We start from the raw sequence: 24,555 nt of genomic DNA on the forward strand, positions 1-24,555 counted from the left end.
GGGGATTTATGCGTATATACATAAGCTGCTCCATTTCGCCCTTCCGGCTGAAATGGAGTTTTTTGAATTTCTTCAGCGTACAGGAAGAAGGCGGGGAGCTGCTTGGTTTCACCGGAGAGGCAGCTTATTTGCAAGCTGCTAAAGTCCGCTTGGATTCATAAGCTGCGGTGCGATATACTCGCCGAATACGTCAGGCGGCGGATTGTTGCGGCCCCGCATATTGTCCCGGGTCAGCACGACCACCGTCTCAAGCTCCGGCAGTACATATACAAACTGCCCTGCATAGCCCCGTGCATAATAATAATCCACCGCAGCAGACTCTCCGGTTCTGGTATCACCTGCTATTGAGTCTGTCCACCAGTGCCAGCCGTATCCGCCATGGCGGGGCGGCTCAGTCTGCATAGCGGGCTGTGCCGAACGTGCTACCCATTCGCTGGAAATAATCTGCGAATTCTCCCAGACTCCCTGCTGTAAATACAGCTGTCCGAAATTCAGCAGGCTGGCAGGCCCCAGTTTCAACCCGTATCCGCCCGTATGGATGCCTTGGGGATCACTCTCCCACTCATACTCCGTAATTCCGAGAGGTCCGAAGAGATATTGCTCGGCGAATCTTGCTGTGCTCATTCCTGAAGCCTGCACCACAATAGACGACAGTAATTGCGATATCCCTGAGTTGTACTCCATCCGGGTACCCGGTTCATCCGCAAGCGGCTGCTCCAGTACATAGTTCACCCAATGGGGGGAACGGGTCATCTTGGGGAAGGAATTCGCGCCGCCGAATTCGGTCCAGCGAAAGCCGGCAGACATGGTGAGCAGCTGTCCGATTGTAATTTGCTGCTTGCGTGTATCAGCGTCACGGCTGAGCTGCGGGAAGAATTCGCTGATAGGAGCCGAAGGACCGGAAAGCTGGCCTTGGTCCATCGCGATGCAGACCAGCGCGGAGAGTATGCTCTTGGTGCAGGAGTTGATCTTGGCAATCTCGGAAGAAGTGCACTGATCTCTATAATGTTCAAAGATCAGACGGCCCTGCTGCTGGATCAGACAGCTCCGCAGGTTCAGCGGCTCAAGGGAGTCGGAAAGTGCTGACAGGTTCATAGTTGTGTCCTTTCGTGAAACACACCCGGCCACCGTATGAACGGTGGCCGGGTGGTTCTAATGTAATCCGAAATGCGCCTCAATTCTGGACAGCATCTCTTCTTTGGTAGTATGGGCATTTCTTATATAGTGCTGCACGTGATGCTGTCTTGCCTGCTGCAGAGAACGATGTGTATTCTCAATGATACCATCCAGCGTCTCACGCTTAGCCCGTTCCGGATCGGATAGATCAGGGAAGAGATCCAGCATTCCCCGCAGATGATCACGGTTGAAGTAGTCCCTGCGGATCAGCTCGTCCTCCGCATACACATATACGATCCGCTCGTCACCAGCTATAGCCCGCAGAAATTCCGGTGCAATATCCGTGTCCACCACAATAGGCTTGGCATTACCCATCTGCAGCAGCTCGAGAATGATAAATTCTACGCTTTCTTCCGCAGCAGACACCAGCCACTGGTTCCTGTCGTTATCCGGTCCAAGGAAATACCATTCCCAGTCAACGAAATACCTGAGAATCGCCGGATGGTCCTGCGGATTAGCCAGCTGCTTATATTCAAACGAATGATCATCGGAAGAATAATAATTCATTCCCCACTTGGCGGATATCAATTCGGCCATGGTGCTTTTACCCCCGCACGGCCCTCCGCAAATCCAATACACATGCTTCAGATATTGTTTCAATAAACGGTCTGAAATTTTCAACTTTCATTCCCCCTGTAAATGATTACTGAAGAGCGGGGGATACTCTGATTCTGCTTGCATGAAATGTCCAGGTCGCCGGCATCTGCTTACACCACCTTTGAAGGATTCCTTTGTATTATCTCAGTCTGCTGTATAGATGTCCAATCCAAGGCAGCTTAGTCAGGAAGCGAGGTGGTATCAGAGACAACACCGAAGGTTGATCCTTTGATATAAGCCTGGTTCTGCAGAGCTTCCAGCTGTTTAGCGGTGCCGGTTACGACTGCGCCAATGATTGTGATATCCTCCGGCTCCAGAATATCATTATCCCCGGCCAGGCTCTGATGAACCTGATCTGCTTCCCAGGTGAAGTTCCTGCCGTGCTTGCGCAGCTGCTCGACACTGTTAATGAAGGAGTCCACACCGCCGTAAGGAGCGAACTGCTCGCCGTGAAATCCGTAGATAATCATCGAATCAGCCGCGATGGTTTGCCGCGTTTCCTTCAGGTATTTTTTATAAGAGGGGGTATATGCATCCGTCCAGAACCAGACAGGCTGCACCCCGGCAGGGATAAGCTTCCGGGTCTCTTCCAGCGTATAGGCTTGGTCAAAAGACAAAGCCAGCTCCACAAGTGTATCGTCTTCCAGCTGCTTCAGCAGACTGATGCTGTCCTCGTACGTTTCATAAGCGATCTCCGGATGGTAAAAGATCATTTCCCGGTCCCCTGTGGCAGAGTTGTAACGGTGTGTGGATGCTGTGCTCAGCTGTTCCGGCAGAGAAATCGCTCCGAATGCGCCATACCTGCCGGTGGAGCGGCCCAGCAGATTATAGGATTCCTCGATGGGCTGCCAGATATAAGGCTTATTTCCCAGCCATTTGTAAGTCTGATTGTAGGTTTCGCCGCCAAAGCTATCTAATTTCACCGACTGGTTGCTGATGTGCACATTGGGGGCGCTGATCTCATTTTTCCAGAGAATCTCTGATTGTACCTTGCTGCCCTGATACAGCCTCAAATGGTAGAGGCCATACCAGATAACGGCGAGAATAATGGGGGTTACGATAACAATGATGCCAATGGTCTTCAGGGTGGAGCGGAGTCTGGCTTTGTGAATGAGCTGCTGAGCCTGCTTCCCTCCGAAAATAAACTGGTCCTGTTCTTGATTCTGTTCCATTTATTGACCCTCCCTATAGTGTTTGATGAATTGGTTTTTGGCGCGCGTAACATGAGTCTTGAGCGTATTCTCATTCATACCGTACAGGGATGAGAGCTCCTTGTAGGTCAGGTTCAGCTCATATTTGAGAATCAGCAGCTCCTGATGCTGCTCAGAGAGCAGAGACAGTGTGTCGCGGATATTCTGTGCGGTTTCCCGCCTCAGCAGCTGAATCTCCGGCAGATGGGTCAAAGAAAGAAGCTGAATGTCGTCAACATCGACCGTGGGATGGCGTTTATCTTTCCTCTTAAGATCATAGAATTGATTAGTCGCTACCCGGAACATCCAGCCCATGACTTGTTTCGGGCCGATGCCATCCTGATAGATTAAGTATTTATAACAGGTGTCCTGAACGATATCTTCAGCATCCTCGCGGGCGAGTCCGCGTTTTCTCAAGTACCGGTATAGCAAAGTTCCGGCTTGCTGCAGAAAGTGATGAATGGTTTCTTTGGCCATGTCCTGCCCCCTTCCCCTATACAACGCTAAGCTCCGTGAAAAGTTTACAGCAGCCGTTACATCCAGTATTCCTTAATTATAAATGTTCACTACCGGCAACCGCCTCACCTATTCAGTTAATATAATATCAGTATGTAAAATATTAGCTGCATCGGAGGGTATCTATGTATCAGGATAAGGAATTGGTGATTCGGCCCATAGCTGAAGGGGATCTGTTCAGACTGTGGGAGCTCTCACATAAAGAGGAAGCACCGGAGTGGAAGAAATGGGATGCGCCTTACTACGAACACAAGCGGATTCCGTGGGAAGAGTATTATGGGAACAGAGCGGAGATTGTTGGATGCGGAAATAATTGGGTAATAGAAGTAGAGGGCGAGGTTATAGGCGACGTCAGTTACTATTGGGAGCATAAGCCATCCTTATGGCTGGAAATGGGCATTATCATCTATGATCCGGCATATTGGAGCAGTGGTTACGGGACAAAAGCTCTCAGGCTATGGATCGGTCATCTGTTCAATGCTTATCCGCTGGTCCGTGTAGGCTATACCACATGGTCCGGGAATGTGCGGATGATTAGGACCGGGGTGAAATTAGGCATGACGATGGAAGCAAGACTCCGGAAATGCCGGTACTACGACGGGCAATTCTATGATTCTATTCGAATGGGACTGCTTAGAGAGGAGTGGGAGGCCTTAGAATTGAAAGGATCAGCCGCTGAAGGTTCGCGTACAAAATTAGACAAATAAGCATGAAATGCCTGCATTTTGCACGATATGAAACAATCAAAATGCTTGTTTGTGAAAAAAGACACAAATTCGTGAAAACTATCACTTTGTTATCATAAAATTTTAATATATAATAAAGTTAATTAAAAGAAACAGGGGGAATAAAAATGAAATTATTCAAAGTTTTAGTAGTAGCAGGGGTATCCGCAGCATTGTTGTCGGGTTGTGGATCGAATAATAATGCAGCTAATGATGCAGGGGCAGCAGCAACTACAGCTCCAGCCACAGAGCAGACTGATGCAAAAAGCACGGCTTCGATCGTTAACCAGGCAGATGCCTTCACTGCTGCTGTAAGCGAAAGCGGCAACTGGATTATAGCGGTTCTGAACGATCTGACCGTGGACAAGGATGTTGTTGTAGCCGGTGAATTCCATGACAAAGGCGATGCAAGTGCAGCAATCTATCGTAAGCTTGCCCTGTATGCACAAGATGCAGACCACAAGGTTACAGCTACCTATACTCTGACAGCACCTAAAGTAACTGTGCAGAGCGAGAACTTCCGCGTTCAAGGCGGTACAATCAAAGGTGACGTATATGTAGAAGCTAACGGATTCAACCTGTACAAAGATGCTACCATCGACGGCAACCTGTACTATGCAAGTGAAGATGTGAAGGCTACTGCTGTGATCGAAGGCAAAGTAACCGGAGCAAATGAAGTTAAATAATTCAATCCTAATACAGCAGCTACATTAGTATATTGTATTGCAAACAGCCTGTAGACAGGCCCTCTGGGGCTGGCTCTATGGGCTTTTTTGTATTCTGTCCGGAAATATTCTATAGTATTATGGAAGGTATTGTAAGCGTAAACACATGGGACAGGGGATGCAATTATTCATGAAGAATAGCCGGAGATTGGGGATGGCTGCCGGAGTGATTCTAGTTTCCGTAGCCGTACTCTATTTACTTTTGTATATGTATGAAAGACCTGGCGGATGGTCTGACCAGCGGATGTCCCGCTTACTCGGAATGGAGCAGACCCTCCAAATTCCACTTGGCAAAAGTCCGGAAGAAGCTGTCCGGCTGTTCCGCGGCTCCGACTCGATGACAGTAATTCATCAGGAGCCTGCAGCCAGAGGGGAGCTGGTATTTCTTACCCGGGCGGGCCAGCAAGATAGCAATAATCTTCAAGTAGAGTATGTCCGCAAAACCTGGCTCGGATGGAAGTGGGTATGGGGAGGCGGCTACGGAATGGGCGGAGATCCGGACAGCTCTGCATTAAACTATATGTGTTTTCCTGAACTGGAGCATATTTCGACTCCATTTCCCATGGTGATCGGAGAAGTTCTGAACCCGTCCATTCAGCATATTACAGTCGAGCAGAAGGAGGCAGGGACGGATAAATCTGAGGCGAAGCTTATTAAAGTCGGATCAGACCGGACGATTTGGTTCGCTTTTCAGCCGGCTACGGCGGGTGTCCCGTTTGAGATTGAAGGACTTGATGAAGCGGAGGGAATGATTGCATCCAAAATAATAACAGACGCAAGAGACAGCGGAGCGATTCCGCTTGGTAAATGAAAATAAAAGTGTGGGGGCACTCTCACCCCCTTCGATGATGGAAGTGTTGCACAAAGTACAACAATTTCCTTGTAATATCAGCCGTAATCGCAAATTGTTGTACGAAATGCAGTATTCCTCCGTCATCAAGCCGATAAATGGGATAATTGTTGTATTTCAGAGTCAATTTCATAATTCCAAACCCTTGCTGGGACTGTTTTTTTTAGGCATAAAAAAAGGAGTACCTCCCCAAGTTCTCGAAGATATAGGCGACCAAACCAACACCCGAGAACGAAAAGAGGTAATCCCTATCTATTCCATTCGACAAGAAGAACTGTTTTCCTTCAAGGAATTGTTCCTGATGCGCCCGGAAGATAAATACAGCCAAATCTTTGAACACTTAGATCTCGCCAAGGTTCTGCACGTTCTTCGGAAAAAGAACAACCGGGGCCGGCCCGAACAACTGAATGTACCTGCCATGATCTATTCCTTGCTCATCGCTAAAATGGAGAACATCGAGTTTGTTTCTTCCCTGGTCTGGCGTCTTACCCATAGCGAAGAGTTTCGGGCGCAGTGCCGATTTACCGGCTCCGATAATATCCCGAGCGAATCTTCGTATTCCCGTTTGATTCATGCGCTGGAGCACACGGGGATGCTTGAAAAACTGCAGGATACCTTGGTGACCTCTGCCCTAGAAGAAGGCTTTGTAACCGGCACACATATTGCCGTGGATTCCTCCATGGTCGAGGCTTGGGATTGCCAATTTAGCGAATCGGCCGCCAAGCGCCGTGCGGCTCGCCGAGGGCAAAAGCCAAATGAGGCTCCAGGAGCCCAGCAACTTCAGTTCAAACTTCCCGAGCCTGAGCCTGAGGCGGCTGTGAACGAACCACCGAAGAAACCCGTCTACGACAAGCGTGGACGTCCAACGAATGCGGCAAGGGAACGCCGGCGTCAGGAACAGGAAGCATATGACCAAAGTCTCGGACCGTTTCAGAAAACCATTGAAGCGATGTTACCTTACACGTATGACGAACTGCTGGCCGCGCTGCCCCGGCATGCCGCGCGTTGTGACAAGAAAAATACGAAGGGTCGAATGACGAGCTACTACGGTTTCAAGGCGAATCTGCTCGTCGATACGGACTGCCAGTATATCTTGAGCGGCCTCTTTAGTTCGGCGAATCTGAATGACCAGCGCATGGCCGTTATTCTTCTCAAAGGCCTGCCCCTGAAGTTTCCCACACTGAAGGTAAAGCATATCTTGGGCGACAAAGGGTACGACTGCGCGTCTATCTACCAGTTGATTCATTCGTTAGGTGCCTATCCGGCGATTCCCATGATTCACCGCAAAGATCCGCCCGAGGGAATGAACGTGGACTACACGCCGGTATGCTCCCAAGGACATGCCTACCGCTACGACAGTTTTGATGCCAAGTACGAAACGCTGAAGTATACCCAGCCGAGCGAGTGCAAAGGCTGCCCACTACTGGGTTCCGGATGCCAAAAGGTGTTTAAAATCCGCATCCAAACGGATTTGCGTAAGCATACCTATCCCGCAAGAGGGAGCGAAAGCTTTACAGAGCTGTACAAAAAGCGTACGGCAGTGGAACGTGTTTTTGCCTATCTCAAAGAGTATTTTGGCATGAAACGCACACGTCACCGCGGCGTACGGGCAAGTGTCGATTTCCAGCTCAGTACACTAGCTTACAATCTTAGTAAGTTTGCATTGGACAAGTTGAACAAACAGTTGAGCAAATCCCAGCAAGTAGCCTAATTTTCTAAAAAATGACCTCAGATCTGGGGCCGAGTCTAACTATTCAGCAAACTGAATTATGAAATTGACTCTTTCATACAACATTCCGCCCAAATACCCAGTTATCAATGATCCCGAGTTGCAAAACGTACAACATTTCTCTATTGGCCTATTGATGAAGGTGAGCTTACTTAAGAATCTTTATTATAAGTTGCCTGATAAGTTGCCTGAAAAGAGGACGAAGACTCCGGCGCCGTGCGGACACGGACTGCCAGGGTCTTCGTCTGTATTTGTGATCTATTCCCAAGGATAACTAATGTTATGTTATGCCGGTAATACTGAAGTAAGGGATTTCGCATAGGATGCGGATTCCAATTCTTCAGCCGGTGATGTTCTAAACTGTAAATGATACAGCTCCGCATAGAGCCCATCCTGTTCAATGAGCGCATCATGTGTGCCTTCTTCAACAATTCTCCCATGATCCAGAACAATGATCCGCGAAGCCTCCCTTACCGTTGAGAGCCTGTGGGCAATCACGAGGGTGGTCCGGTCTTTCATCAGCAGATCAAGCGATTGCTGAACCAGCCGTTCGGACTCGTTGTCGAGTGCTGAAGTAGCTTCATCCAGCAGCAGGAGCGGCGCATTACGCAGAAAAGCTCTGGCGATGGCGAGGCGCTGCCGTTGACCGCCTGATAAAGTAGAGCCGTGTTCACCGATCTGCGTGTCGTATCCTTCAGGCAGCCGCATAATAAATTCATCTGCACCTGCCAGGCGGGCAGCTTCCCGGATTTCTTCATCGCTGGCATGTTCAGCACTGAACGCGATATTATCCCGGATGCTGCCGGAGAACAGGTAAGGATTCTGCGGTACATAGGAGATCCTCCGGCGCGCCGCCTCAAGGTGATCATGTACACCATAACCGCACACGGTAATACTGCCGGCCTCCGGTTCATAGAGTCCGCAGCACAACCGTACAAGTGTCGTCTTGCCCGAGCCGCTGGGGCCGACAACGGCAACCGTCTCGCCATGCTTCAGCTCAAGACGGATCCCGCTCAGACAGCTTCCCTCCCTGGACTGGGGTCCCTCGAAGCTGTAGTGCAGCCCCTGTATGCTTAGTGCAGCAGCTTCCGCCAAGGCGGTTGCTTCAGCGGCGGCTACCGCTGCGGATACGGCAGTATCCTGTCCAATGCCAGATGCTGCCCCTTCCCGGGGAGCATCAAGAATCTCAAATACACGGTCAGCCGCCCCGAGTGATTCCTGTACCCCGCCCCAAGTCTGCGACATGTGGACGAATGGCCACTGAACACGTCCCATCAGGATGATGAAGGCAAGCACTTCACCCGCCGAGGTCTCACCCCGCAGCGCTGACCTGGCAATAAGGATAGCGCAGCTGATCATTACAACATTATTAATGAATGCAGAAGAATGCCAGAGCAGCGCGTTCAGCAGCGTTTTTTGCTTCTGCAGCCGGTTCAGCTGCTCGCGTTCAGCTGCATACCTGCCCAGCAGCGTATTCTCCAGTGAAAATGAACGGATAACCTTCATCCCCTGGAGGGTCTCCTGCAGGATTCCCCGCAGCAAGGCTTCCTGGGCATAGATTTGTGTGTACAGCTTGCGCAGTCTGCGGTCAAAGAAACGCCCGGACAGAAAGACAACGGGGCCCGTTCCAAGTGCAAGGAGTGCAAGCCAGACATCCATACTGGCCAAATACAGAAATGCAACCAGGCAGAGCAGAAGATTATAACCCAGATCGTAGACCAGACTGCTAATCATCCCCATGGCCGCTCCGGCATCCTTGGTATTCCGGGAGGTCAAATCTCCGGAATGCATGGCTTCCAGCTGGCGGTAAGTCAGCCGGTGGCTGGCATCAAACAGCTTCGTCCGGAAATCCCAGGCCATCCGGCTGTGTACGGTGAAGCGGAGATAATGCTGCAGCATAAGACAGAGAATAATCAGGAAGCAGGCCAGCGAACAAATTAGGGTTATCCGTGTCAGGGACTGCATATTGGTACTGTTAATTGTATCAATGAAAACCTGCTGAACCGTAGCAAATCCGACATCCAGGGCAAGCCTGGCCATTAGCAGCACTATGGCTGCCAGAAAGCCGATCTGGTATGGCTTGACATAAGGAAGCAGCCGCTGGAGGGCTTCCCGGAGCCGGATTCGGCCGGATGAAGATGATTTAGTATTCATTTTGCAGTCCTCCTCCGGCAGCAGCCTCTGTCTGAATGCCCGCCTGGGCCATAGCATGATATTTGCCTTGCAGTGCCATTAACTCCATATGGGTCCCTTGTTCAACAATTGCTCCGGCCTCCATGAAGTAGATATGATCAGCGTACTTAATAGTTGAGAGCCGGTGGGCGACTACAACCGTTGTCCGGTTCGTCATCAGGGCCTTCAAGGCCTGCTGGACAATCTCCTCATTATGGCTGTCAAGCGCAGCCGTAGGTTCATCCAGCAGCAGCAGTCCCGGCTCGCGGACGAATGCCCGGGCAATGGAGAGCCGCTGGCGTTCACCTCCCGACAACGTAAGCCCTCTTTCTCCGATGACCGTCTCATACTGCTGTGGAGTCTGCATAATGAAATCGTGGATGCCTGCATTCTGTGCGGCAGCGATCACCTCTTCACGGGAGGCTTCCTGCCGCCCCCAGGCAATATTCTCGTATAGTGTTCCTGAGAATAGATAAGGCTCCTGCGATACATAGGCGATACGGCTGCGCCAGCTACGCGGCGGAATGGTTTGTAAGGGCATACTGCCATGATGAATGCTTCCTCCGTCAGGCACATAAGCGGCAAGCATTAGCTGAAGAATTGTGCTCTTGCCGCTCCCGCTGGCTCCGGCGAAAGCGGTAACCTTACCTGGCTCAATCCGCAGCTGAGTTTCAGTTAATACCTTCGTTTGTCCGTACCCGAAGCTGACATTGTTGAATATGAGCGGCTCCTGTCCGGCAAGTGGCAGATTAACGGTATCCCATGCTTCAGCCAGATGCCCTGCGGTACCGGGATTAGCAGGGCTGATGCCTTCTTCGGTTAAATCCATGATTTCAAATAAACGCTTCCCCTGTGCCAGCGAAGCCTGCAGTTCTGTCCACAGGTTGGCAAGCCGCGATACCGGATTCGAAATTTGTTCAAAGCAAATGAGAAAAGCAGCAACGGCGCCTACATCAATCCGCCCTCCAATTACAAGATAGCCGCCGTAGGAGAGTACATACAGCAATCCGCCCAGAATAACGGCCAACGGCATATTGTAACCTACAGCCTCTATCCGTGAGACCGGCAGGTGGACTGTGTTAAATTGCCGGACTCTGCTGGTGAATTGCCCGAGTAGACGGGGAGCAAGGGAGAAGGCGCGCACCACCTCAGCGCCTTGTATCGAATCCTGAACGAATGCCTGTTGAGCGCTCTCAATGCTCTGGCGCTGTTCATTCATGGTGCGGAGCCGTGAGGTGAAGGGGAGCATAACCAGAGGAACCAGTGCACAGATGATGACTGTCCCCAGTGTCAGAGCAAATTGCAGAGACAGCAGATAAGTGAGCAGAAATGTGATTTGCAGCAGATTGCTGATCAGGTCAATCGTCTTCCGGTTTATTCCCTGCTGTGCGGCTGGAGCGGAGTCATTCATCCGGCTGATCAGATCGGCGGAATGATAACGGTCCAGATCCTTCATCTGAACATTCAGTAATCTTGTCAGCATGGAGATCTGAACCTTAGAGGTGGATTTGATCTCCAGCAGCCCTGAGAGATATGTATTCAGAAAGTGGACTCCGGCATCCGTAATGACGATGACAGCAGCGAAGGTCATTCCCGCTGTAAGACCGGACGTATTGTGGTTAGTTGCCGCATTGATAATCCGCCGCAGCGACTCAGCCAGACCTACAGTTGTGAGTGAGATAACCGCTGCCAGAACACAAAGAATGATGTACCAGCCTGTATAGGGTTTGCCGAGCTTCAGCAACCGGATAAATGTATTCTGGGCAGCGGCGGGCTGTTCATTCAGCGGCGTTGCCCCGGTATTCGTGATCCCGTTCAAGTGGACCCCTCCCGAGCTATCAATTTATGAAATGGTCTTTGTCCAGCATAACTTTAGCCGTCAAGGCCAGCAGACTGCGCAAAGTATCGGTTCTAAGTACATAATACAGCCGGTGATCCATCCGCTGGATGTCCAGCAAATCCAGGAAGAACAGGAAATTGGAATGATATTTCACAGCAGCAGGTGTAATACCGAGGGCTTCGGCAATTTCCTGGCCATAGTGTGGACGCTGCTTCAATAACATCAGGAAGTCCAGCCGCCGTTTATCCGAGAAGGTTTTGAGGAATAATTCAGTTTTCTCCCTGTCTGCTGCAGGTCCATATACCCGGTCATTATGTACGCCGAAAATGACCCAGCCGACCTGTCCGGCATCCGTATGGAACTGTAAGAAGCTGTTGTTGACCTGAGAGACAAAGCTGACATGGAAAGTGGTCGGGATGTCGAACAGTGAAGGCTCATTCTTGTGGACTTCACGAATGAAAACCTCCGGATTGCTGAGGAACTGGGCCTCATACTTGCGGGAGGCCTGCTCGGAAAGCTCGCGGATCCGTTCTTTCCAGTGAACAAATACATCCTGGTTGAATTGACGCAAAAGCTGCAGATACCGCAGCTTGGTCTCCTCAGGATGAGCAAGACATTCAAGCAGCGGCGCATGAGCTTCTGCAACCTCCGGCTGGGGTTTTGTATTGGACACCAATTCTGTAAGCGCCGCAAGATCCTTTTTAACAATCTCCCAATCGTTGCCTTTCAATAATGCCTCCATATTATCGTTGTAGACGCCGTAGACCATCTCTGAAACGATATGCTCCGCAGAGCTGTTCTCCAGCCGGTTGATCAACTCCTCTGCAGTCAGCGTTTCCCGGTGAGTGAAGACCGATTCGAATAAGGGGAAATCCAGGGCATTATGAAAGAAGTCATACCGGAAGAAAAACATCAGCTCACGGGTGAAGTGAGGTGACAATAATCTGCGTGCATCATCGAAGTAGGTTCCCAGCAGCTCATCGGTTTCGATTTTGTAATCCTTGGCCAACTCCGCCACCTGGTCTTCACATGCAAGCATTGCCATGGAAACCACAAGCTCGACAGCTTCGTTGTACTCAAAACGGATATTCTTCAGTAAGGTCTCCTGCAAAGTATCCTTCATAAGGTCCTCCAGTTCAGCATTTAAATTTGATATTAAATATTGGGTTGAATATCACAACATTTAATGACGACTTAATGTTAAAATAAACCATATGCTAGAAATTGTAAAGTGAATATTGTGTGTGCGGACGCTAATCTACCGGATGGAGATTTATTGATATTGTGGAAGAATGATGAACGGAGGTGTAGAATACATAGGAGCTGTCCGTTCAGAAATAAATAACTGAGAGGTGTTCTCCTTGAGGAAATGGATCATTATTGCCCCGCTGCTCTTTAGCTTAACGGGTATGGCAACAAGCTTCGCAGCTCCGGCGGATCAGCCGGCGGTTACAGTTACAGTCAATGGTAAGCTGGTGAATTTCGATGTACAGCCTGTGAATGATCAAGGTACGGTATATGTTCCCCTCCGCTTCGTGGCGGATGAACTGGGCGGGATGATTGTTCCGGGGAATAATAAAGCAATCCTAATTTCCAAAGGAACCATTACACTGAGTATAACGGCGGGGTCTACCGCAGCCTACAAGAACCAGCAGCCCTTCACACTGGCAGCTGCTCCGAGGCTGGTGAATGGAAGGATGCTGGTGCCGCTCCGGGTGCTTTCTGAGGTTTTTGAAGCCTCGGTTACTTATGCAGACGGGCAGGTCGCGATCACACAGGAAGAATCCGTACAACCCGCAGGTCCTGGTGTAATGGGGAATTCGATAGGCAATCTGAACAATTGGGGCTTGTATGCGGCCGACAATGAATGGGTCTATTTCAATAATCCGCTAGACTCGGGGAGACTCTATAAACAGAAGAAGGACGGTACTGAACTTCAGAAGCTTAGCGATGACGAATTTGCGGCTTATATTAATCTTGTAGGCGGAAAGCTGTATTATACGGGCGACAACAACAAGCTGTTCAGCATGAATACGGACGGGTCGGCGCGGACGATGATTCGAGATTTTGCCGTCGGGAAGAACCTCGTGTCGGTTGTTGATGACTGGATCTACTTCACGCAGGGGAACTCGTCGATGAATAAGCCGCTCTACCGGATGAAGACCGACGGCAGCTCCAGAACGGTGCTTGAACAGTACGGGGTATCCAGCCTGGCGGTGTATGGCGGCAAGATCTACTATACGATTGACTTCAGCAAGCTGTTTGTTATGGACCTTGACGGCAGCCGCAAGAAGAAGCTGCTGGATGGCGGATACATCACTAATATAGTGATGAAAGACGATATTATGTACCTCAATTTCAAAGAGCATTTATATACGATGAATATAGATGGAACCGGATTAACCCAAATTTCCGCTTTGAATGGCAGAGAGATGAATCTTAGCGGAAACTATTTGTACTTCAGCAATTACTCCGAGTACAGCAAGAAGCTGTTCCGGCTCAATCTTAGCGATTATACCAGCGAGAAGCAGGGCGATGACAAGACCTTATATATCCATATCGTGGATAACAAGCTGTATTATATGAATGCAACAACCAACCGTTTCGTAGAAGTTGACATCGAATAGAGGGAGGGATGATTCGAGACAAGGCATGAGGGCCAACGTTACCCGCATTACGGGCGGTTTCTGAGCCTTGAGCAGGACCGTCTGGTGGATAAGGTGCTGGCACCAGAGTAATAGAGTGGATTCCGCAGCATAAGAAGTAGATAAAGGTACAGAGCTATGCTGGCGCAGAAGAATATGGATTAAGCCAGCTGTGACATGTATTCATAGGCTGTAAGGCCGAAGACACTTTTGAAATGCCGGTTCAGGTGAGTCAGGTCTGTGAAGCCGTATTCGGCTACTGCGGAATAGATATCCTTGTTCTTCTCGATCGATTGTCTGGCATGTTCAACCTTGCAGTTCAGGAAGAATTGGTAAGGCGAGATGCCTGTATGTGATTTGAACTCGCGGATGAACTGATATTTGGACAGGCCTAACTCCTGTGAGATGTGATCAAGCTTAAGCACTTGGCCGAGGCTGTAGTACATCATTTCCTTGGCTTGTTGAACAAAGGCATTATCGGTCCGCATGGCGGCTTCGATTTCGGTATGGGCGGCCAGATGGGCCAGCTGAAGCAGCAATTCACTGCAAAGTGCGTTGTCAGCGCCGTTCTGGACCGCTTGGTTCAAGGAATAGACGGATTTTGCCAGTTCCCTGTCATAGACGATAGGCGAGGTGAACCGCAGCTCCTGCTTGCCCAGAATCTCTGCAAACTTGGCCGGCTTAATATAGAGCATGACATAATCAATACCTGCTCTATCATAGGAATTGCCGTCGTGGTACTGTTCGGGGTTAAACAACATGACACCGCCCGGATGGGAGGAGTGCAGGCTGCCAGCCAGATGATATTGCTGGATACCGCGCAGTGTTACGCCCAGGGCATATTCTTCGTGACAATGCTTTTTGTAAGTGAAATCCGTCATGCTGGCCGATAAGGCGAGAATCTCTGCAGACTTTCTATAATTGAATTGTTCCACCTTAATCACCGCCCTCTATAAAATTCCGGATACCATTACAGCAGAGTATACTAGAAAAAGTGCCATGATACTATTCATCACCCGCTGATGCCGCTGCAGAAAGCTCTTGAATATGGAGCCGAATACGACCCAGGTAGTGAATGCCAGAAAACCGATCACAGTAATTACCAGAACGAAGATGAAGGCTGCTGCGGGTGAACTATAATAAGGCATAACATAACCCGGGATAACGGTCAGCGTGAACAGCAGCACCTTCGGATTGGCGAATTGCATCAGCAGCCCGGAGACGAAGCCGGAGGAGTGGCGGGAATTGTCCTCGGTACGGCCCATCCTGTAGACCTGGTAAGCCAGGTAGAGCATGTACAAGCTGCCGATGATCTGCATGACGCCGAGAATATGCGGGATGATGTTCGCAAGCATGCGGTTCAGCAGGGTGGAGGCGGCAAGCAGCAGTCCAAACGCCAGAGTGGCTCCGCCGACGTATCCCATTGTTTTTTTGGCCCCGTGATGCTGCACGGAAGATAGAATCACAATATTGGTAGGGCCGGGTGTGAAGGTTACCACAATACAATAGATGATGAAAGAAACGATATTCATGATGGCCTCCAGGTGAAGTAGTCACATGAATATACACCCGGCAGGGAAATGGCTATAGTACATTATTGCAGCTTCCCGCGTGGGAGGCATTGTAATCCGGAGCTCCTGTATACTAGTCAGTGCAAACTTGGCGGCTTGCGTTAAAGGGGGAGAACACAGATGACTTTATTTTATTATATTGCCGCTGACCGTGAGCTTCCTACCGGCTCCTTCGGACAGCGGGGGACCATGATGAAGCTCAAGGATTATTTGATGCAGAATGATCCTGCTGCTCTGGACAAATATCCAGTGAAGGGTATGAGGGAGAGAGGTACGCTGGAAGGGAAAATGATTGAGGTCTTTGAGACGGCGGAGGATGCTGCCGGTCTGTATGTATACGGCCCGCTGACACAGGAGGAATCGTCGCATCTGTTCAAGAAACCTCTGGTCTATCAGGTGAATCCTGAAGGGGGAGGCTTCCAAATGTTCCCCGTAGTGGCTGAGCCCTATCCCGGTGCTTCTGTAACAGGCAGGAAATGCGTTGCGGAGTTATTCCGTTATCTGCAGGATAACCTGCTTCCTGGTGAGCAATTCGAGCTGTATTCCTGCTTTGCAGATGATACAGGACGATTCGGGCAGCTGCCCCGCAAGGAGCTTAACCGGCAGATCAGCCTCTCCGTGTTCCAGGCGGAGCCGGATTTCGAATGGAAGAATCGCCAGTTCATCGTTGTCAGCGAATAAGAGCGAGCTATTTAGACATTCATTTGGTGCGGCATCATCCTCCAAACTTTTGAGAAGCTCTATTTCTTTTGGGTATATCCAAAAAAGGTGTGCAAGCCATCATGGGCCCGCACACCTTCTATTCATTTGGAAGTTAGATATTGACTGCTACAAGATAATAAGTGTTCGTTTCTTTATCCATATCAAATTCAAAAAAGACACTGAATGAAGATATGAAGAAACCGGGTAATTCTACTTTGTAGCACAATGTAGTAGAGGTTGAATATTTTTCAGACCAGGTTGTGTCTAATTTCACATCACTAAGTGTGGCACTCTTTAAAATGCCCGCATATTTCGTAATAACTGCACTTTCATTCAATTTTACTACCCCGGAGATCGATTTAGCTGCATTGTCCTTCGATGTTTTTTTGTAGCCCATGTCGTAGTCATTTAAATCGTCAATCACATATTTATCGATTAAAGCATTATAGCTTGAGTTGGATCCGGAAGTTAAGGCATTTCCGTAAGCTTGGATAAAAGCTAATGCTACAGATTTGTTGTTTTCGCCTACTGCAGTGAGATCATGATTATAAGGCAGGGTGAGCAGTCCACTTGGAAGGCTGCTTGACTGAGAGGCAGGGGCGGTAGCTGCTGGAGCAGTTGTTACTGGTACATTGGTGACTGGTGTAGTCGTAGCTGATGATGAATCATTATAAGGTTCTCCGGCGTTGGCACTTCCAGTAGTTGTAATGGCGACGGTTTTAGTACCTGCATTCCAAAGAACGGATGCATTCATTGCTTCACCGACTGCCTTGGCAGGAAGGTAGGTTGAACCATTGTATACTAGAGGGGAGAGTTTATTTCCATTTGCATCTTTAGGAGTCCACGAAACGCCATTCACAGTAAACTTAATAGTACTATTAAGGTAAGCTTGTACTAACGAAACCCCGTCTGCAGCGTAAACCCCTACAGCCCCGCATAACAACCCGGTAGCCAAAATGGAAGAGATAAATACTTTTTTTGTAATATTCATACTAAATAATTCCTCCTACTCACTATATGATATTTGTCCTATGTATTAAAATCTCAATAATATATTTATTTTCCTTTCTAAGGAATTTATATTGCTTTAGTATTATCGACATCTGTAATGTTATTATTTAGGGGATTTCATAAATAATTATTGCTATACAGAGTCAACTTAAGAATCTGACTTGTTGCATGGACCATGCCCTGCTCCGAAAGAGGTTTGTCTATCGGCTGGCCATCATTTTTAAGTTCAGCTTATATAAGTGGTGATAATGGACTGTTACTTATCTTATGGGAGGTTTCACAATATGGAAGAATGTTTGATTTGCAGCCGCATTAATATGATCAAAGATGGCACGAATAAGTACTTTGTAGCCGAGCTCGAGACAGGGTATGTGGTACTTGGAGACCATCAATATTTCGAAGGCTACACTTTATTTTTGGGTAAGGAACATAAACGCGAGCTGCATGAACTGGACAGCGGCTACAAACAGAAATTTCTGGTCGAAATGAGCATCGCAGCAGAAGCGGTGTATAAGGCATTCAAGCCGTACAAATTAAATTATGAGCTGCTGGGAAACGGCGATTCGCATATGCACTGGCATATTTTCCCGAGACAGCTGACAGAACCGAATCCGGCACATCCCGTCTGGTTGACACCCAGAGAAACGATGTATTCAGACAGCTGCAGACCCAGTGAGGAGAGACTGGCCGAATTGAAGCAGGCATTATTAACCGAACTCAATAAGTTAATCTAATTCAGCGTACCTAGTGGTTAACCCGGAAGCCCTGATCCCCGGCTGCGAATCCCGCATCTTTCCTAAGTGGAAGGGGTGCGGGATTATTGATGTCCCCTATACATTGTATTACCCTCAAACAAGCTCCGCACCTGCTGCGCCATCTCTTCCGGAGCATGCGGCATCCGGTTCTGAATCCACCACTCTACAGTGCCCACGAAGGCCGAGGCCATGAAATGGGCAATGAGCTGCTTATCCATTCCTTCAGGAACAGACTTCTCCATCTCCAGCTTATGAATTACATTCGCCGAGACAATCTCCAGCAGGCGTTCACGGAAGATTGTGGTTCTCTGGTTGGCAAGCATAGCGGAGAAGAACAGGAAGTTCTGTTCGAAATAGAGAAATACCGGCTTCATTTCGCTGATGAGTCCAACATCTCCGTCCGGAGTGCGGGTCATATTGCAGGATAGGAACATTCTGCCCAGGTGATCCTCGATGCATCTGTTGAGCAGATCATATTTGTCGGTGTAGTGCAGATAGACGGTCCCCCGGTTTACATTTGCCCGTTCCGCGATATCGTTAATCGTGATTTGTTCCAGCTCCTTCTCCCCAAAAAGCTCCAGAAAAGCTCTGTTAATCGCTTCTCTTGTTCTCAGAATCCGTCTGTCTGTCTTGATTCCGGTACCCATGATGATGAACCTCCTTCAGTTAATGAACACATGGCCTGCGCATGTTGCATATAGGACATTTCCGCTTACATTAGCGATTGAATTGCCATCTCATCTCTATATAATAATAATCAACACCAGTCAGATAATCAACACAAGTTGAATAAAGGAGAGGTCACACGTGGAAAATAAACCATCCAAAGTAATCATCATTACGGGAGCTTCAAGCGGTATAGGCGAAGCTGCAGCCCGGCTGCTGGCTCAAACCGGCGCAAAGCTCGTCTTGGCAGCCAGAAGAACCGAGCGCCTGCAGACCATCGTCAGTGAAATTGTGCAGGAAGGCGGTAATGCCGTTTATCTGCAGACCGATGTAACTTCTGCGGAGGAGCTGGAGAAGCTGGCAAGGTTCGCCCTGCAGCAATACGGACGGATCGATGTACTGGTGAATAATGCCGGGGTAATGCCCGCATCCATGCTGCAGGAGCTGAAGGTACATGAATGGGATCAGATGATCGATGTCAATATCAAAGGCGTACTGTATGGCATCGCAGCCGTTCTGCCGATTATGAGGGAGCAGCAGTCGGGGCATATCATCAACCTGTCCTCAGTAGCAGGTTATAGCGTAAGTCCGTCATCAGCGGTATACAGCGCCACCAAATATGCCGTCCGCGCCATCTCCGAGGGATTAAGGCAGGAAGAATCCCCTGCCTCACATATCCGCTCGACCATTATCTCGCCGGGGATGACGGATACAGAGCTGACCCACACGATCAGCAGTCCGGAAATCCGGGCAATTGCGGGCCAGATGAATAGCATGGCAATATCTCCTTACAGTATTGCCAGAGCGATCGTATATGCGATTAATGAACCTGGGGATACGAGTGTGAATGAGATTGTGATCAGACCGACGATCCTGCCTTAAGGCTGCGCTGAGACAATCAGTAGAGCCGGCCCGTGGGGGAATGATACAAGCAGCGCAGCTCCTGTTAGCGGGAGGCGCTGCTTTTTGCTATATTTACAGGGTGAGTTCTATAAAGGAATTATTGGGTGTGAAGCGAATTGTTTCAGGGTAACCATTATGAAAGGGTGAGTCTAACCATGGCCTCAAGCTCTAAAGTACCCGCAGCTGGGCGCAGCAAGACCGTGAAACTGACCGGACCGGAACAGGTATCCCTATTTCTGAAGGAGCTGGAGCATCCGCTTAAAGATGAGATCGAAGAAGTGCGGAAGATAATCCTGAGTGCGGATGAAGACATCACGGAGCAGATAAAGTGGAACGCGCCGAGTTTCTGCTACAACCAGCAAGACCGTGTAACCATGAACTTGCAGGGGAAAGGCTTCTTCCGGCTGATCTTCCATACCGGTGCGAAGGTGAAGGAGGAGGCTACAACGGTACCCTTGTTCACGGATACTTCCGGACTGCTGGAGTGGATCACGGGAGATAGGGCCGTTGTGAAGATTACGGATAGTACGGATTTGGAGTTCAAGCGGGCGGAATTGCCTGCACTAGTCGCCAGATGGATGAAAGAGACTGTTCAAAGCTGACTACACTTCTTGTACGGACATACAGAGGGAAATGTGAACATCGACAATCTTTTTTTATCTTATCTATTCCGGCAGGTTTCCAGCATCAGGGCTGTCAGCTCACAGGATTTCGCCAGCACATCACCGGCTTCTAGCGGGCTGGAGCAGCCGGAAAGAGGGTGTTCAATGACAGGTAGCCACTCCTGCATATTGGTTTCGTCTGCCATCAGCGGAATGTCGAAATCAAACGGCCGGGAAGCTGCGGCGGTGTCATCCAAATAGCGCACAGCCCTTTCATCGGGCTGGAGCAGAATGAATTTCAAGGTAATCGTATATTCGAGCATCAGGCGCAGTATGCAATAAGCCTCATGGCAGAAACCTGAGTTCAGCAGCAGGCGTTCTGCCAGCAATGACGTATGGAATTTGGTCATCAGCTCAAGCGAAACAAGAGACCCCATAGTCTGCGGAAAAGGGTGCCCGATCAGCTGCGCACCCATGAATCCAGCCAGAGCCTCATATGTATTCCATAATTCCCGGTGGTGATTCTTTGGATCAGCTCCGTCATCCTCGTTGTACATCTTCTACTCACCTCTTTTACAATACTTAGCCCGGATTAAGCCTTATTACAGAACCACTGTAATTTATGAAACGCCTTCCATGTCAAATGCTTTATTTGTGGTCTGAATGTAACGCATTCCGGCGGTTTGAGGTAAAATTAAGAGGAGTACAGGCTGTATGCAGCAAGCATGGGAAGGTGGAATTATGGCGAATATCAAAGATATTGCGAAGCTGGCCGGAGTCTCGGTCACAACGGTATCCCGTGTTCTTAACGGTCATCCTTATGTAAGCAAGGCGAAGAGGGAAGCCGTTCTGCAGGCCATGGAGACGGCTGATTATGAACGTAATATTAATGCAGTCCATCTAAGCAGGGGCAGGACGAACCTGATTGGGGTGGTCGTTCCCTATATCACGCGGCCGTATTTCGGGATGGTCGTTGAAGGAATAGCGGATGAGGCTATCAAGGATAATTATAAGCTGGTGCTGATTCAGTCCAACTATGAAGTGGAGCGGGAGCTGGATGCACTGATGATGCTGAAGCTGAAACAAATTGATGCGCTGATTATCTGTTCGCGGACCTGCAGCTGGGAGATTGTTGACGAGTATACGCAGTACGGGCCTATTATTGTGCTGGAGGATGGCAGGGGACATCATGTGTCATCCATATTTATGGATCATTATCAGAGCTTCACCCGTGCGCTTACCTATTTGAGGGGCAAAGGCCATGACAAGGTCGGCTATTGCCTGGCCAGACAGTCCAGTCCTAACAGCAATTTAAGAGAGGCGGCCTACCGGGACTTCTATATGAACCGGAATGAAGCCTATAACCATGACTATATGTTCTATGATTGTGTACAGCTGGAAGACGGGGAATGGATTATGCAGCGGATTCTGAAGATGGACGACCCTCCAACTGCCCTGCTGGTTACCAGTGATCAGGTGGCGGCGGGAATTCTGTCCTTTTGCCGGGAGAATGGGATAGAGGTGCCGGGTCAGCTTGCCATTGTAGGGTTCGACAATCAGCCGATCGCCAGAATGATGCACATCACGACCTTCGAGATACCGCTGGTGGAGATCGGCCGGAGGGCTTTGCTGCAGGCGGTGGACGGGGGCCAGGCCCATGAAGAGATTCAATTGAACATGATTGAGCGGCAGACCGTATGAGTGAAGGCTACAACTTGCCCAAGCCTTTGTCAATTCATCAATGTGAAGTATAATTATCCAATAATTACAATTTCCAGCGGGGAGTAATGGGGATGAAGAGACTTAAGATGATGACAAGTGTGCTGGCGGTCATATGTGCTGCGGGTTTGCTGGCAGGCTGCAAGAATGAGGGGAATACCGTTAATAATGCTGCGGGTGAAACTGCCGGTCATACAGTTGCCCAGATGCTGGATATGAGAGGTTTCTATACAGGGTTCACAGGACTGCCCGGAGATTATACAATGATGGATGCCGCAGCCCGCGGTTATGTGGTTAAGCACAATTTAGAGGTGGTTGCAGGCGGGGCAGTATGGGACCGGTTTGTTAAAGCGTCTGCGCAAGGTTTGGATAACGGGATTCGGCTGGCCGCTTTTTATGACAATGAAGAGGGCATTTCTTCTTCTTATTCTGACTTATTCTTTCAAGGTGGCAAATATTGTATATTTGAGAGTGCTAATGAGAGCGGTGAACCAGCACCCTTTTCTTATTTATTAACCTTGAGGGGCAAATCCGGAAATCCTTCAAGAGACACAACAGTTACTTTATTGACGAATGACAGCACGTTAACCTTCGACAAGTATATGACGGCGCTGTACTCCAGTAACTCTGAGGTTATCAAAAGTGTTTTGCCGAATCAGCTAATCAGTTTCCAATTGGATTAATGAATAGCATTATTACAGAAGGAGAGTCTCTATTGTTTAAAATTATGCTGATTGAAGACGACATCACCCTGTTCGGGGAGATTAAGGAAAGACTGTCCCAGTGGTCGTATGAGGTATACGGAATCACGAATTTCGGCAAGGTCCTGCAGGAATTTACGGAGGTGAAGCCGGATCTGGTGGTGATTGATATTCAGCTGCCGCAGTTCGACGGATTCCACTGGTGCCGGATTCTGCGGTCTCACTCCAACGTGCCGATTATCTTCCTCTCCTCCCGCGATCATCCGAGTGATATGGTGATGTCCATGCAGCTGGGAGCGGATGACTTCATTCAGAAGCCGTTTCACTTCGAAGTGCTGATTGCCAAAATCCAGGCCACACTCCGCCGGGTCTACAATTATAACTCCGAACGTACAGAGCTAAAGACCTGGCGCGGGGCGGCGATTGAATTCGTGAAGAATACGGTAACTAACAGCCAGGGAGCGGCTCTTCTGACCAAGAACGAGATGCTGATCCTGAAAATACTCATCGAACGCAAAGATCAGATTGTGGACCGCGAAGAGATGATTAAGAGCTTATGGGACAATGAGCATTTCGTGAGTGACAATACCCTGACCGTAAATGTAAACCGGCTGCGCAAAAAGCTCGAACCGCTGGGACTGGATTCATTCATTGAGACCAAGGTCGGGCAAGGGTATATGGCGACCGAAGAGGCGGCAGAATGATAAGGAAATACATAACCGAGAAGCGGAGCTGGCTGCTGCTGCTTGCCGCCTTGCAGCTGATCATTATTTTCGTGGCCTATGTTGATTCTGCCATTCCCCTGCTGCCAGTGCTGTACATTGTGCTGCTGAATACACTGCTCTGTCTGGGCTTCGTATTTCTGCGGTATTCCAAGGAGACGAGGTTCTACAGAAGCCTGGAAGCCTGGGATCAGATCTATGACCTTCATGCTGTGATGGAGCCCGGCAGTCCGCTGGAGTGGATCGTCCATGAGGCGGTTATCGCCCAGACTGACAGGTACAAGCGGGAATCCTCCGTCAATTACCACCTGCTGGAGTCTGAGAAGGATGAGCTGCTGTCCTGGATTCATGAGGTCAAAACACCACTCACTGCCATGCAGCTGATGATTGAGCGGCTGCCGGATGAAACCCTGCAAAGACAGCTGATGTACGAATGGCTGCGGATTCATCATCTGCTCGACCAGCAGCTTCATCAGAAACGGATTCCTTTCATGCGCAATGATCTGTTCATTGAGAATGTAAGACTGGAGCCGATTCTGAATCAGGAGATCCGGGCGCTGAAATCATGGTGTATCTCCAAAGGAATCGGATTTGATGTAGACCTTGAGGTGGAAGACGTGCTGACCGACGGTAAATGGCTGGTCTTCATGCTCAGACAGCTGCTGACGAATGCGGTGAAATACAGCGCAGCCTCGGATATCCTGATCAGGAGCGGTGAAACGGACGGTCATATCGTGCTTACCATCGAAGACAGCGGCCAGGGCATTGATCCCAGGGATCTGCCGCGGATTTATGACAAAGGCTTCACGTCATCGCGCGAGCGTCAGGATAGCGCAGCCACCGGTATGGGCCTCTATCTGACCCGGCAGGTGGCGGAGCCGCTGCTGATTAGCATTCATGCAGCATCCGTACCCGGGGAAGGGAGTATATTTACGCTGACTTTCCCCCGGGAGAACGACTTTCAGAGAGTGACTGGCATGTGACAATAATGTCACATGCTTCTTCACATTGTTCGGCGAAGCGCAGGAAAAGGAGCAT

Annotated in this window: 25 protein-coding genes; 13 read left to right on the top strand and 12 right to left on the bottom strand. The window is 49.4% G+C overall.

Annotated features, from left to right (window positions below):
* Nucleotides 1-138: 138 nt before the first annotated feature.
* The 4 genes from MKX70_RS18400 to MKX70_RS18415 all read right to left on the bottom strand — a co-directional run bounded on the left by MKX70_RS18400 (nucleotide 139) and on the right by MKX70_RS18415 (nucleotide 3,440).
* The gene (locus MKX70_RS18400) at nucleotides 139-1,095 is read right to left on the bottom strand and encodes a serine hydrolase domain-containing protein (protein WP_340840463.1); all 957 of its coding nucleotides are present in this window, start codon (nucleotides 1,093-1,095) and stop codon (nucleotides 139-141) included.
* A 57-nt stretch (nucleotides 1,096-1,152) separates the two neighbouring features.
* Nucleotides 1,153-1,713, bottom strand: a complete 561-nt coding sequence (locus tag MKX70_RS18405; RefSeq protein WP_231637681.1) for a hypothetical protein — start codon at nucleotides 1,711-1,713, stop codon at nucleotides 1,153-1,155.
* Nucleotides 1,714-1,952: 239 nt separating this feature from the next.
* Nucleotides 1,953-2,945: an anti sigma factor C-terminal domain-containing protein gene (locus MKX70_RS18410; protein ID WP_340784964.1), complete on the bottom strand. Its 993-nt coding sequence runs from the start codon at nucleotides 2,943-2,945 to the stop codon at nucleotides 1,953-1,955.
* A complete protein-coding gene (locus MKX70_RS18415) occupies nucleotides 2,946-3,440 on the bottom strand; it encodes an RNA polymerase sigma factor (protein ID WP_042237418.1) in 495 nt (164 codons plus the stop codon). It lies immediately after the preceding gene.
* A 164-nt stretch (nucleotides 3,441-3,604) separates the two neighbouring features.
* On the opposite strand from MKX70_RS18415, the gene MKX70_RS18420 reads away from it, so the two are divergent.
* The 4 genes from MKX70_RS18420 (at nucleotide 3,605) to MKX70_RS18435 (ending at nucleotide 7,490) form a co-directional block, all read left to right on the top strand.
* Nucleotides 3,605-4,186, top strand: a complete 582-nt coding sequence (locus MKX70_RS18420; protein ID WP_042237416.1) for a GNAT family N-acetyltransferase — start codon at nucleotides 3,605-3,607, stop codon at nucleotides 4,184-4,186.
* A gap of 146 nt (nucleotides 4,187-4,332) precedes the next feature.
* Nucleotides 4,333-4,890 (top strand): polymer-forming cytoskeletal protein, encoded by a 558-nt coding sequence (locus MKX70_RS18425; protein ID WP_042237415.1) that lies wholly within the window; start codon nucleotides 4,333-4,335, stop codon nucleotides 4,888-4,890.
* 169 nt (nucleotides 4,891-5,059) lie between these two features.
* A complete protein-coding gene (locus MKX70_RS18430; RefSeq protein ID WP_340784971.1) occupies nucleotides 5,060-5,740 on the top strand; it encodes a hypothetical protein in 681 nt (226 codons plus the stop codon).
* Nucleotides 5,730-7,490 (top strand): transposase, encoded by a 1,761-nt coding sequence (locus MKX70_RS18435; RefSeq protein WP_340840464.1) that lies wholly within the window; start codon nucleotides 5,730-5,732, stop codon nucleotides 7,488-7,490. The genes MKX70_RS18430 and MKX70_RS18435 overlap by 11 nt, the downstream gene beginning before the upstream one ends.
* Nucleotides 7,491-7,793: 303 nt before the next feature.
* Here the strand turns inward: MKX70_RS18435 and MKX70_RS18440 are convergent, their stop codons facing one another.
* From MKX70_RS18440 to MKX70_RS18450, 3 genes are read right to left on the bottom strand one after another with little or no spacing between them, the layout of a single operon-like run.
* Entirely contained in the window at nucleotides 7,794-9,662 is a 1,869-nt protein-coding gene (locus tag MKX70_RS18440) for an ABC transporter ATP-binding protein (protein WP_340784973.1), read from the bottom strand.
* Entirely contained in the window at nucleotides 9,652-11,499 is a 1,848-nt protein-coding gene (locus tag MKX70_RS18445) for an ABC transporter ATP-binding protein (protein ID WP_340840465.1), read from the bottom strand. Before MKX70_RS18445 ends, MKX70_RS18440 begins: the two co-directional genes overlap by 11 nt.
* A gap of 19 nt (nucleotides 11,500-11,518) precedes the next feature.
* Nucleotides 11,519-12,643 carry an ArsR/SmtB family transcription factor gene (locus tag MKX70_RS18450; protein ID WP_042237410.1) on the bottom strand — a complete coding sequence of 375 codons (1,125 nt, stop codon included), beginning with the start codon at nucleotides 12,641-12,643 and terminating at the stop codon, nucleotides 11,519-11,521.
* Between the two features lie 238 nt (nucleotides 12,644-12,881).
* Here MKX70_RS18450 and MKX70_RS18455 point away from each other — a divergent pair, with 238 nt between their 5' ends.
* On the top strand, nucleotides 12,882-14,147 hold the full coding sequence (locus MKX70_RS18455) for a DUF5050 domain-containing protein (RefSeq protein ID WP_340840466.1): 1,266 nt from the start codon (nucleotides 12,882-12,884) through the stop codon (nucleotides 14,145-14,147).
* Between the two features lie 179 nt (nucleotides 14,148-14,326).
* Here MKX70_RS18455 and MKX70_RS18460 read toward each other — a convergent pair whose 3' ends face one another.
* Both MKX70_RS18460 and MKX70_RS18465 read right to left on the bottom strand, forming a co-directional pair.
* Nucleotides 14,327-15,100, bottom strand: a complete 774-nt coding sequence (locus MKX70_RS18460) for an AraC family transcriptional regulator (RefSeq protein ID WP_340840467.1) — start codon at nucleotides 15,098-15,100, stop codon at nucleotides 14,327-14,329.
* Nucleotides 15,101-15,115: 15 nt separating this feature from the next.
* On the bottom strand, nucleotides 15,116-15,697 hold the full coding sequence (locus tag MKX70_RS18465; protein WP_340784982.1) for a LysE family translocator: 582 nt from the start codon (nucleotides 15,695-15,697) through the stop codon (nucleotides 15,116-15,118).
* 159 nt (nucleotides 15,698-15,856) lie between these two features.
* On the opposite strand from MKX70_RS18465, the gene MKX70_RS18470 reads away from it, so the two are divergent.
* Entirely contained in the window at nucleotides 15,857-16,417 is a 561-nt protein-coding gene (locus MKX70_RS18470) for a hypothetical protein (protein ID WP_340840468.1), read from the top strand.
* 133 nt (nucleotides 16,418-16,550) lie between these two features.
* Here the strand turns inward: MKX70_RS18470 and MKX70_RS18475 are convergent, their stop codons facing one another.
* The gene (locus tag MKX70_RS18475) at nucleotides 16,551-17,429 is read right to left on the bottom strand and encodes a stalk domain-containing protein (protein ID WP_340784986.1); all 879 of its coding nucleotides are present in this window, start codon (nucleotides 17,427-17,429) and stop codon (nucleotides 16,551-16,553) included.
* A 304-nt stretch (nucleotides 17,430-17,733) separates the two neighbouring features.
* Here MKX70_RS18475 and MKX70_RS18480 point away from each other — a divergent pair, with 304 nt between their 5' ends.
* Nucleotides 17,734-18,183, top strand: coding sequence for an HIT family protein (locus MKX70_RS18480; protein ID WP_042237403.1), 450 nt, complete (start codon nucleotides 17,734-17,736; stop codon nucleotides 18,181-18,183).
* Between the two features lie 83 nt (nucleotides 18,184-18,266).
* Here MKX70_RS18480 and MKX70_RS18485 read toward each other — a convergent pair whose 3' ends face one another.
* Nucleotides 18,267-18,851, bottom strand: a complete 585-nt coding sequence (locus MKX70_RS18485) for a TetR/AcrR family transcriptional regulator (RefSeq protein WP_042138394.1) — start codon at nucleotides 18,849-18,851, stop codon at nucleotides 18,267-18,269.
* 160 nt (nucleotides 18,852-19,011) lie between these two features.
* On the opposite strand from MKX70_RS18485, the gene MKX70_RS18490 reads away from it, so the two are divergent.
* Both MKX70_RS18490 and MKX70_RS18495 read left to right on the top strand, forming a co-directional pair.
* Nucleotides 19,012-19,752 (top strand): SDR family oxidoreductase, encoded by a 741-nt coding sequence (locus MKX70_RS18490; RefSeq protein WP_340840469.1) that lies wholly within the window; start codon nucleotides 19,012-19,014, stop codon nucleotides 19,750-19,752.
* 176 nt (nucleotides 19,753-19,928) lie between these two features.
* Complete coding sequence (locus MKX70_RS18495) at nucleotides 19,929-20,375, top strand: DUF1801 domain-containing protein (protein WP_340840470.1); 447 nt, start codon at nucleotides 19,929-19,931, stop codon at nucleotides 20,373-20,375.
* A gap of 59 nt (nucleotides 20,376-20,434) precedes the next feature.
* Here MKX70_RS18495 and MKX70_RS18500 read toward each other — a convergent pair whose 3' ends face one another.
* Nucleotides 20,435-20,932, bottom strand: a complete 498-nt coding sequence (locus MKX70_RS18500; protein ID WP_042237398.1) for a DUF5677 domain-containing protein — start codon at nucleotides 20,930-20,932, stop codon at nucleotides 20,435-20,437.
* A 184-nt stretch (nucleotides 20,933-21,116) separates the two neighbouring features.
* Here MKX70_RS18500 and MKX70_RS18505 point away from each other — a divergent pair, with 184 nt between their 5' ends.
* From MKX70_RS18505 to MKX70_RS18520, 4 genes are all read left to right on the top strand, one after another.
* A complete protein-coding gene (locus tag MKX70_RS18505) occupies nucleotides 21,117-22,076 on the top strand; it encodes a LacI family DNA-binding transcriptional regulator (protein WP_042242829.1) in 960 nt (319 codons plus the stop codon).
* Between the two features lie 92 nt (nucleotides 22,077-22,168).
* Entirely contained in the window at nucleotides 22,169-22,777 is a 609-nt protein-coding gene (locus tag MKX70_RS18510) for a hypothetical protein (RefSeq protein ID WP_340785003.1), read from the top strand.
* Between the two features lie 32 nt (nucleotides 22,778-22,809).
* Nucleotides 22,810-23,499 carry a response regulator transcription factor gene (locus MKX70_RS18515; RefSeq protein ID WP_340840471.1) on the top strand — a complete coding sequence of 230 codons (690 nt, stop codon included), beginning with the start codon at nucleotides 22,810-22,812 and terminating at the stop codon, nucleotides 23,497-23,499.
* Nucleotides 23,496-24,500 (top strand): sensor histidine kinase, encoded by a 1,005-nt coding sequence (locus MKX70_RS18520; RefSeq protein WP_340840472.1) that lies wholly within the window; start codon nucleotides 23,496-23,498, stop codon nucleotides 24,498-24,500. The genes MKX70_RS18515 and MKX70_RS18520 overlap by 4 nt, the downstream gene beginning before the upstream one ends.
* Nucleotides 24,501-24,555 lie beyond the last annotated feature (55 nt).

This window comes from Paenibacillus sp. FSL R7-0312 (assembly GCF_038004445.1).
Classification (GTDB): domain Bacteria; phylum Bacillota; class Bacilli; order Paenibacillales; family Paenibacillaceae; genus Paenibacillus_AQ.

Excerpts from the sequence above, each read along its gene's own strand:
- MKX70_RS18400 (WP_340840463.1), bottom strand. The coding sequence starts at position 1,095 with ATGAACCTGTCAGCACTTTCCGACTCCCTTGAGCCGCTGAACCTGCGG.
- MKX70_RS18405 (WP_231637681.1), bottom strand. The coding sequence starts at position 1,713 with ATGGCCGAATTGATATCCGCCAAGTGGGGAATGAATTATTATTCTTCC.
- MKX70_RS18410 (WP_340784964.1), bottom strand. The coding sequence starts at position 2,945 with ATGGAACAGAATCAAGAACAGGACCAGTTTATTTTCGGAGGGAAGCAG.
- MKX70_RS18415 (WP_042237418.1), bottom strand. The coding sequence starts at position 3,440 with ATGGCCAAAGAAACCATTCATCACTTTCTGCAGCAAGCCGGAACTTTG.
- MKX70_RS18420 (WP_042237416.1), top strand. The coding sequence starts at position 3,605 with ATGTATCAGGATAAGGAATTGGTGATTCGGCCCATAGCTGAAGGGGAT.
- MKX70_RS18425 (WP_042237415.1), top strand. The coding sequence starts at position 4,333 with ATGAAATTATTCAAAGTTTTAGTAGTAGCAGGGGTATCCGCAGCATTG.
- MKX70_RS18430 (WP_340784971.1), top strand. The coding sequence starts at position 5,060 with ATGAAGAATAGCCGGAGATTGGGGATGGCTGCCGGAGTGATTCTAGTT.
- MKX70_RS18440 (WP_340784973.1), bottom strand. The coding sequence starts at position 9,662 with ATGAATACTAAATCATCTTCATCCGGCCGAATCCGGCTCCGGGAAGCC.
- MKX70_RS18450 (WP_042237410.1), bottom strand. The coding sequence starts at position 12,643 with ATGAAGGATACTTTGCAGGAGACCTTACTGAAGAATATCCGTTTTGAG.
- MKX70_RS18465 (WP_340784982.1), bottom strand. The coding sequence starts at position 15,697 with ATGAATATCGTTTCTTTCATCATCTATTGTATTGTGGTAACCTTCACA.
- MKX70_RS18470 (WP_340840468.1), top strand. The coding sequence starts at position 15,857 with ATGACTTTATTTTATTATATTGCCGCTGACCGTGAGCTTCCTACCGGC.
- MKX70_RS18475 (WP_340784986.1), bottom strand. The coding sequence starts at position 17,429 with ATGAATATTACAAAAAAAGTATTTATCTCTTCCATTTTGGCTACCGGG.
- MKX70_RS18480 (WP_042237403.1), top strand. The coding sequence starts at position 17,734 with ATGGAAGAATGTTTGATTTGCAGCCGCATTAATATGATCAAAGATGGC.
- MKX70_RS18485 (WP_042138394.1), bottom strand. The coding sequence starts at position 18,851 with ATGGGTACCGGAATCAAGACAGACAGACGGATTCTGAGAACAAGAGAA.
- MKX70_RS18495 (WP_340840470.1), top strand. The coding sequence starts at position 19,929 with ATGGCCTCAAGCTCTAAAGTACCCGCAGCTGGGCGCAGCAAGACCGTG.
- MKX70_RS18500 (WP_042237398.1), bottom strand. The coding sequence starts at position 20,932 with ATGTACAACGAGGATGACGGAGCTGATCCAAAGAATCACCACCGGGAA.
- MKX70_RS18505 (WP_042242829.1), top strand. The coding sequence starts at position 21,117 with ATGGCGAATATCAAAGATATTGCGAAGCTGGCCGGAGTCTCGGTCACA.
- MKX70_RS18510 (WP_340785003.1), top strand. The coding sequence starts at position 22,169 with ATGAAGAGACTTAAGATGATGACAAGTGTGCTGGCGGTCATATGTGCT.
- MKX70_RS18520 (WP_340840472.1), top strand. The coding sequence starts at position 23,496 with ATGATAAGGAAATACATAACCGAGAAGCGGAGCTGGCTGCTGCTGCTT.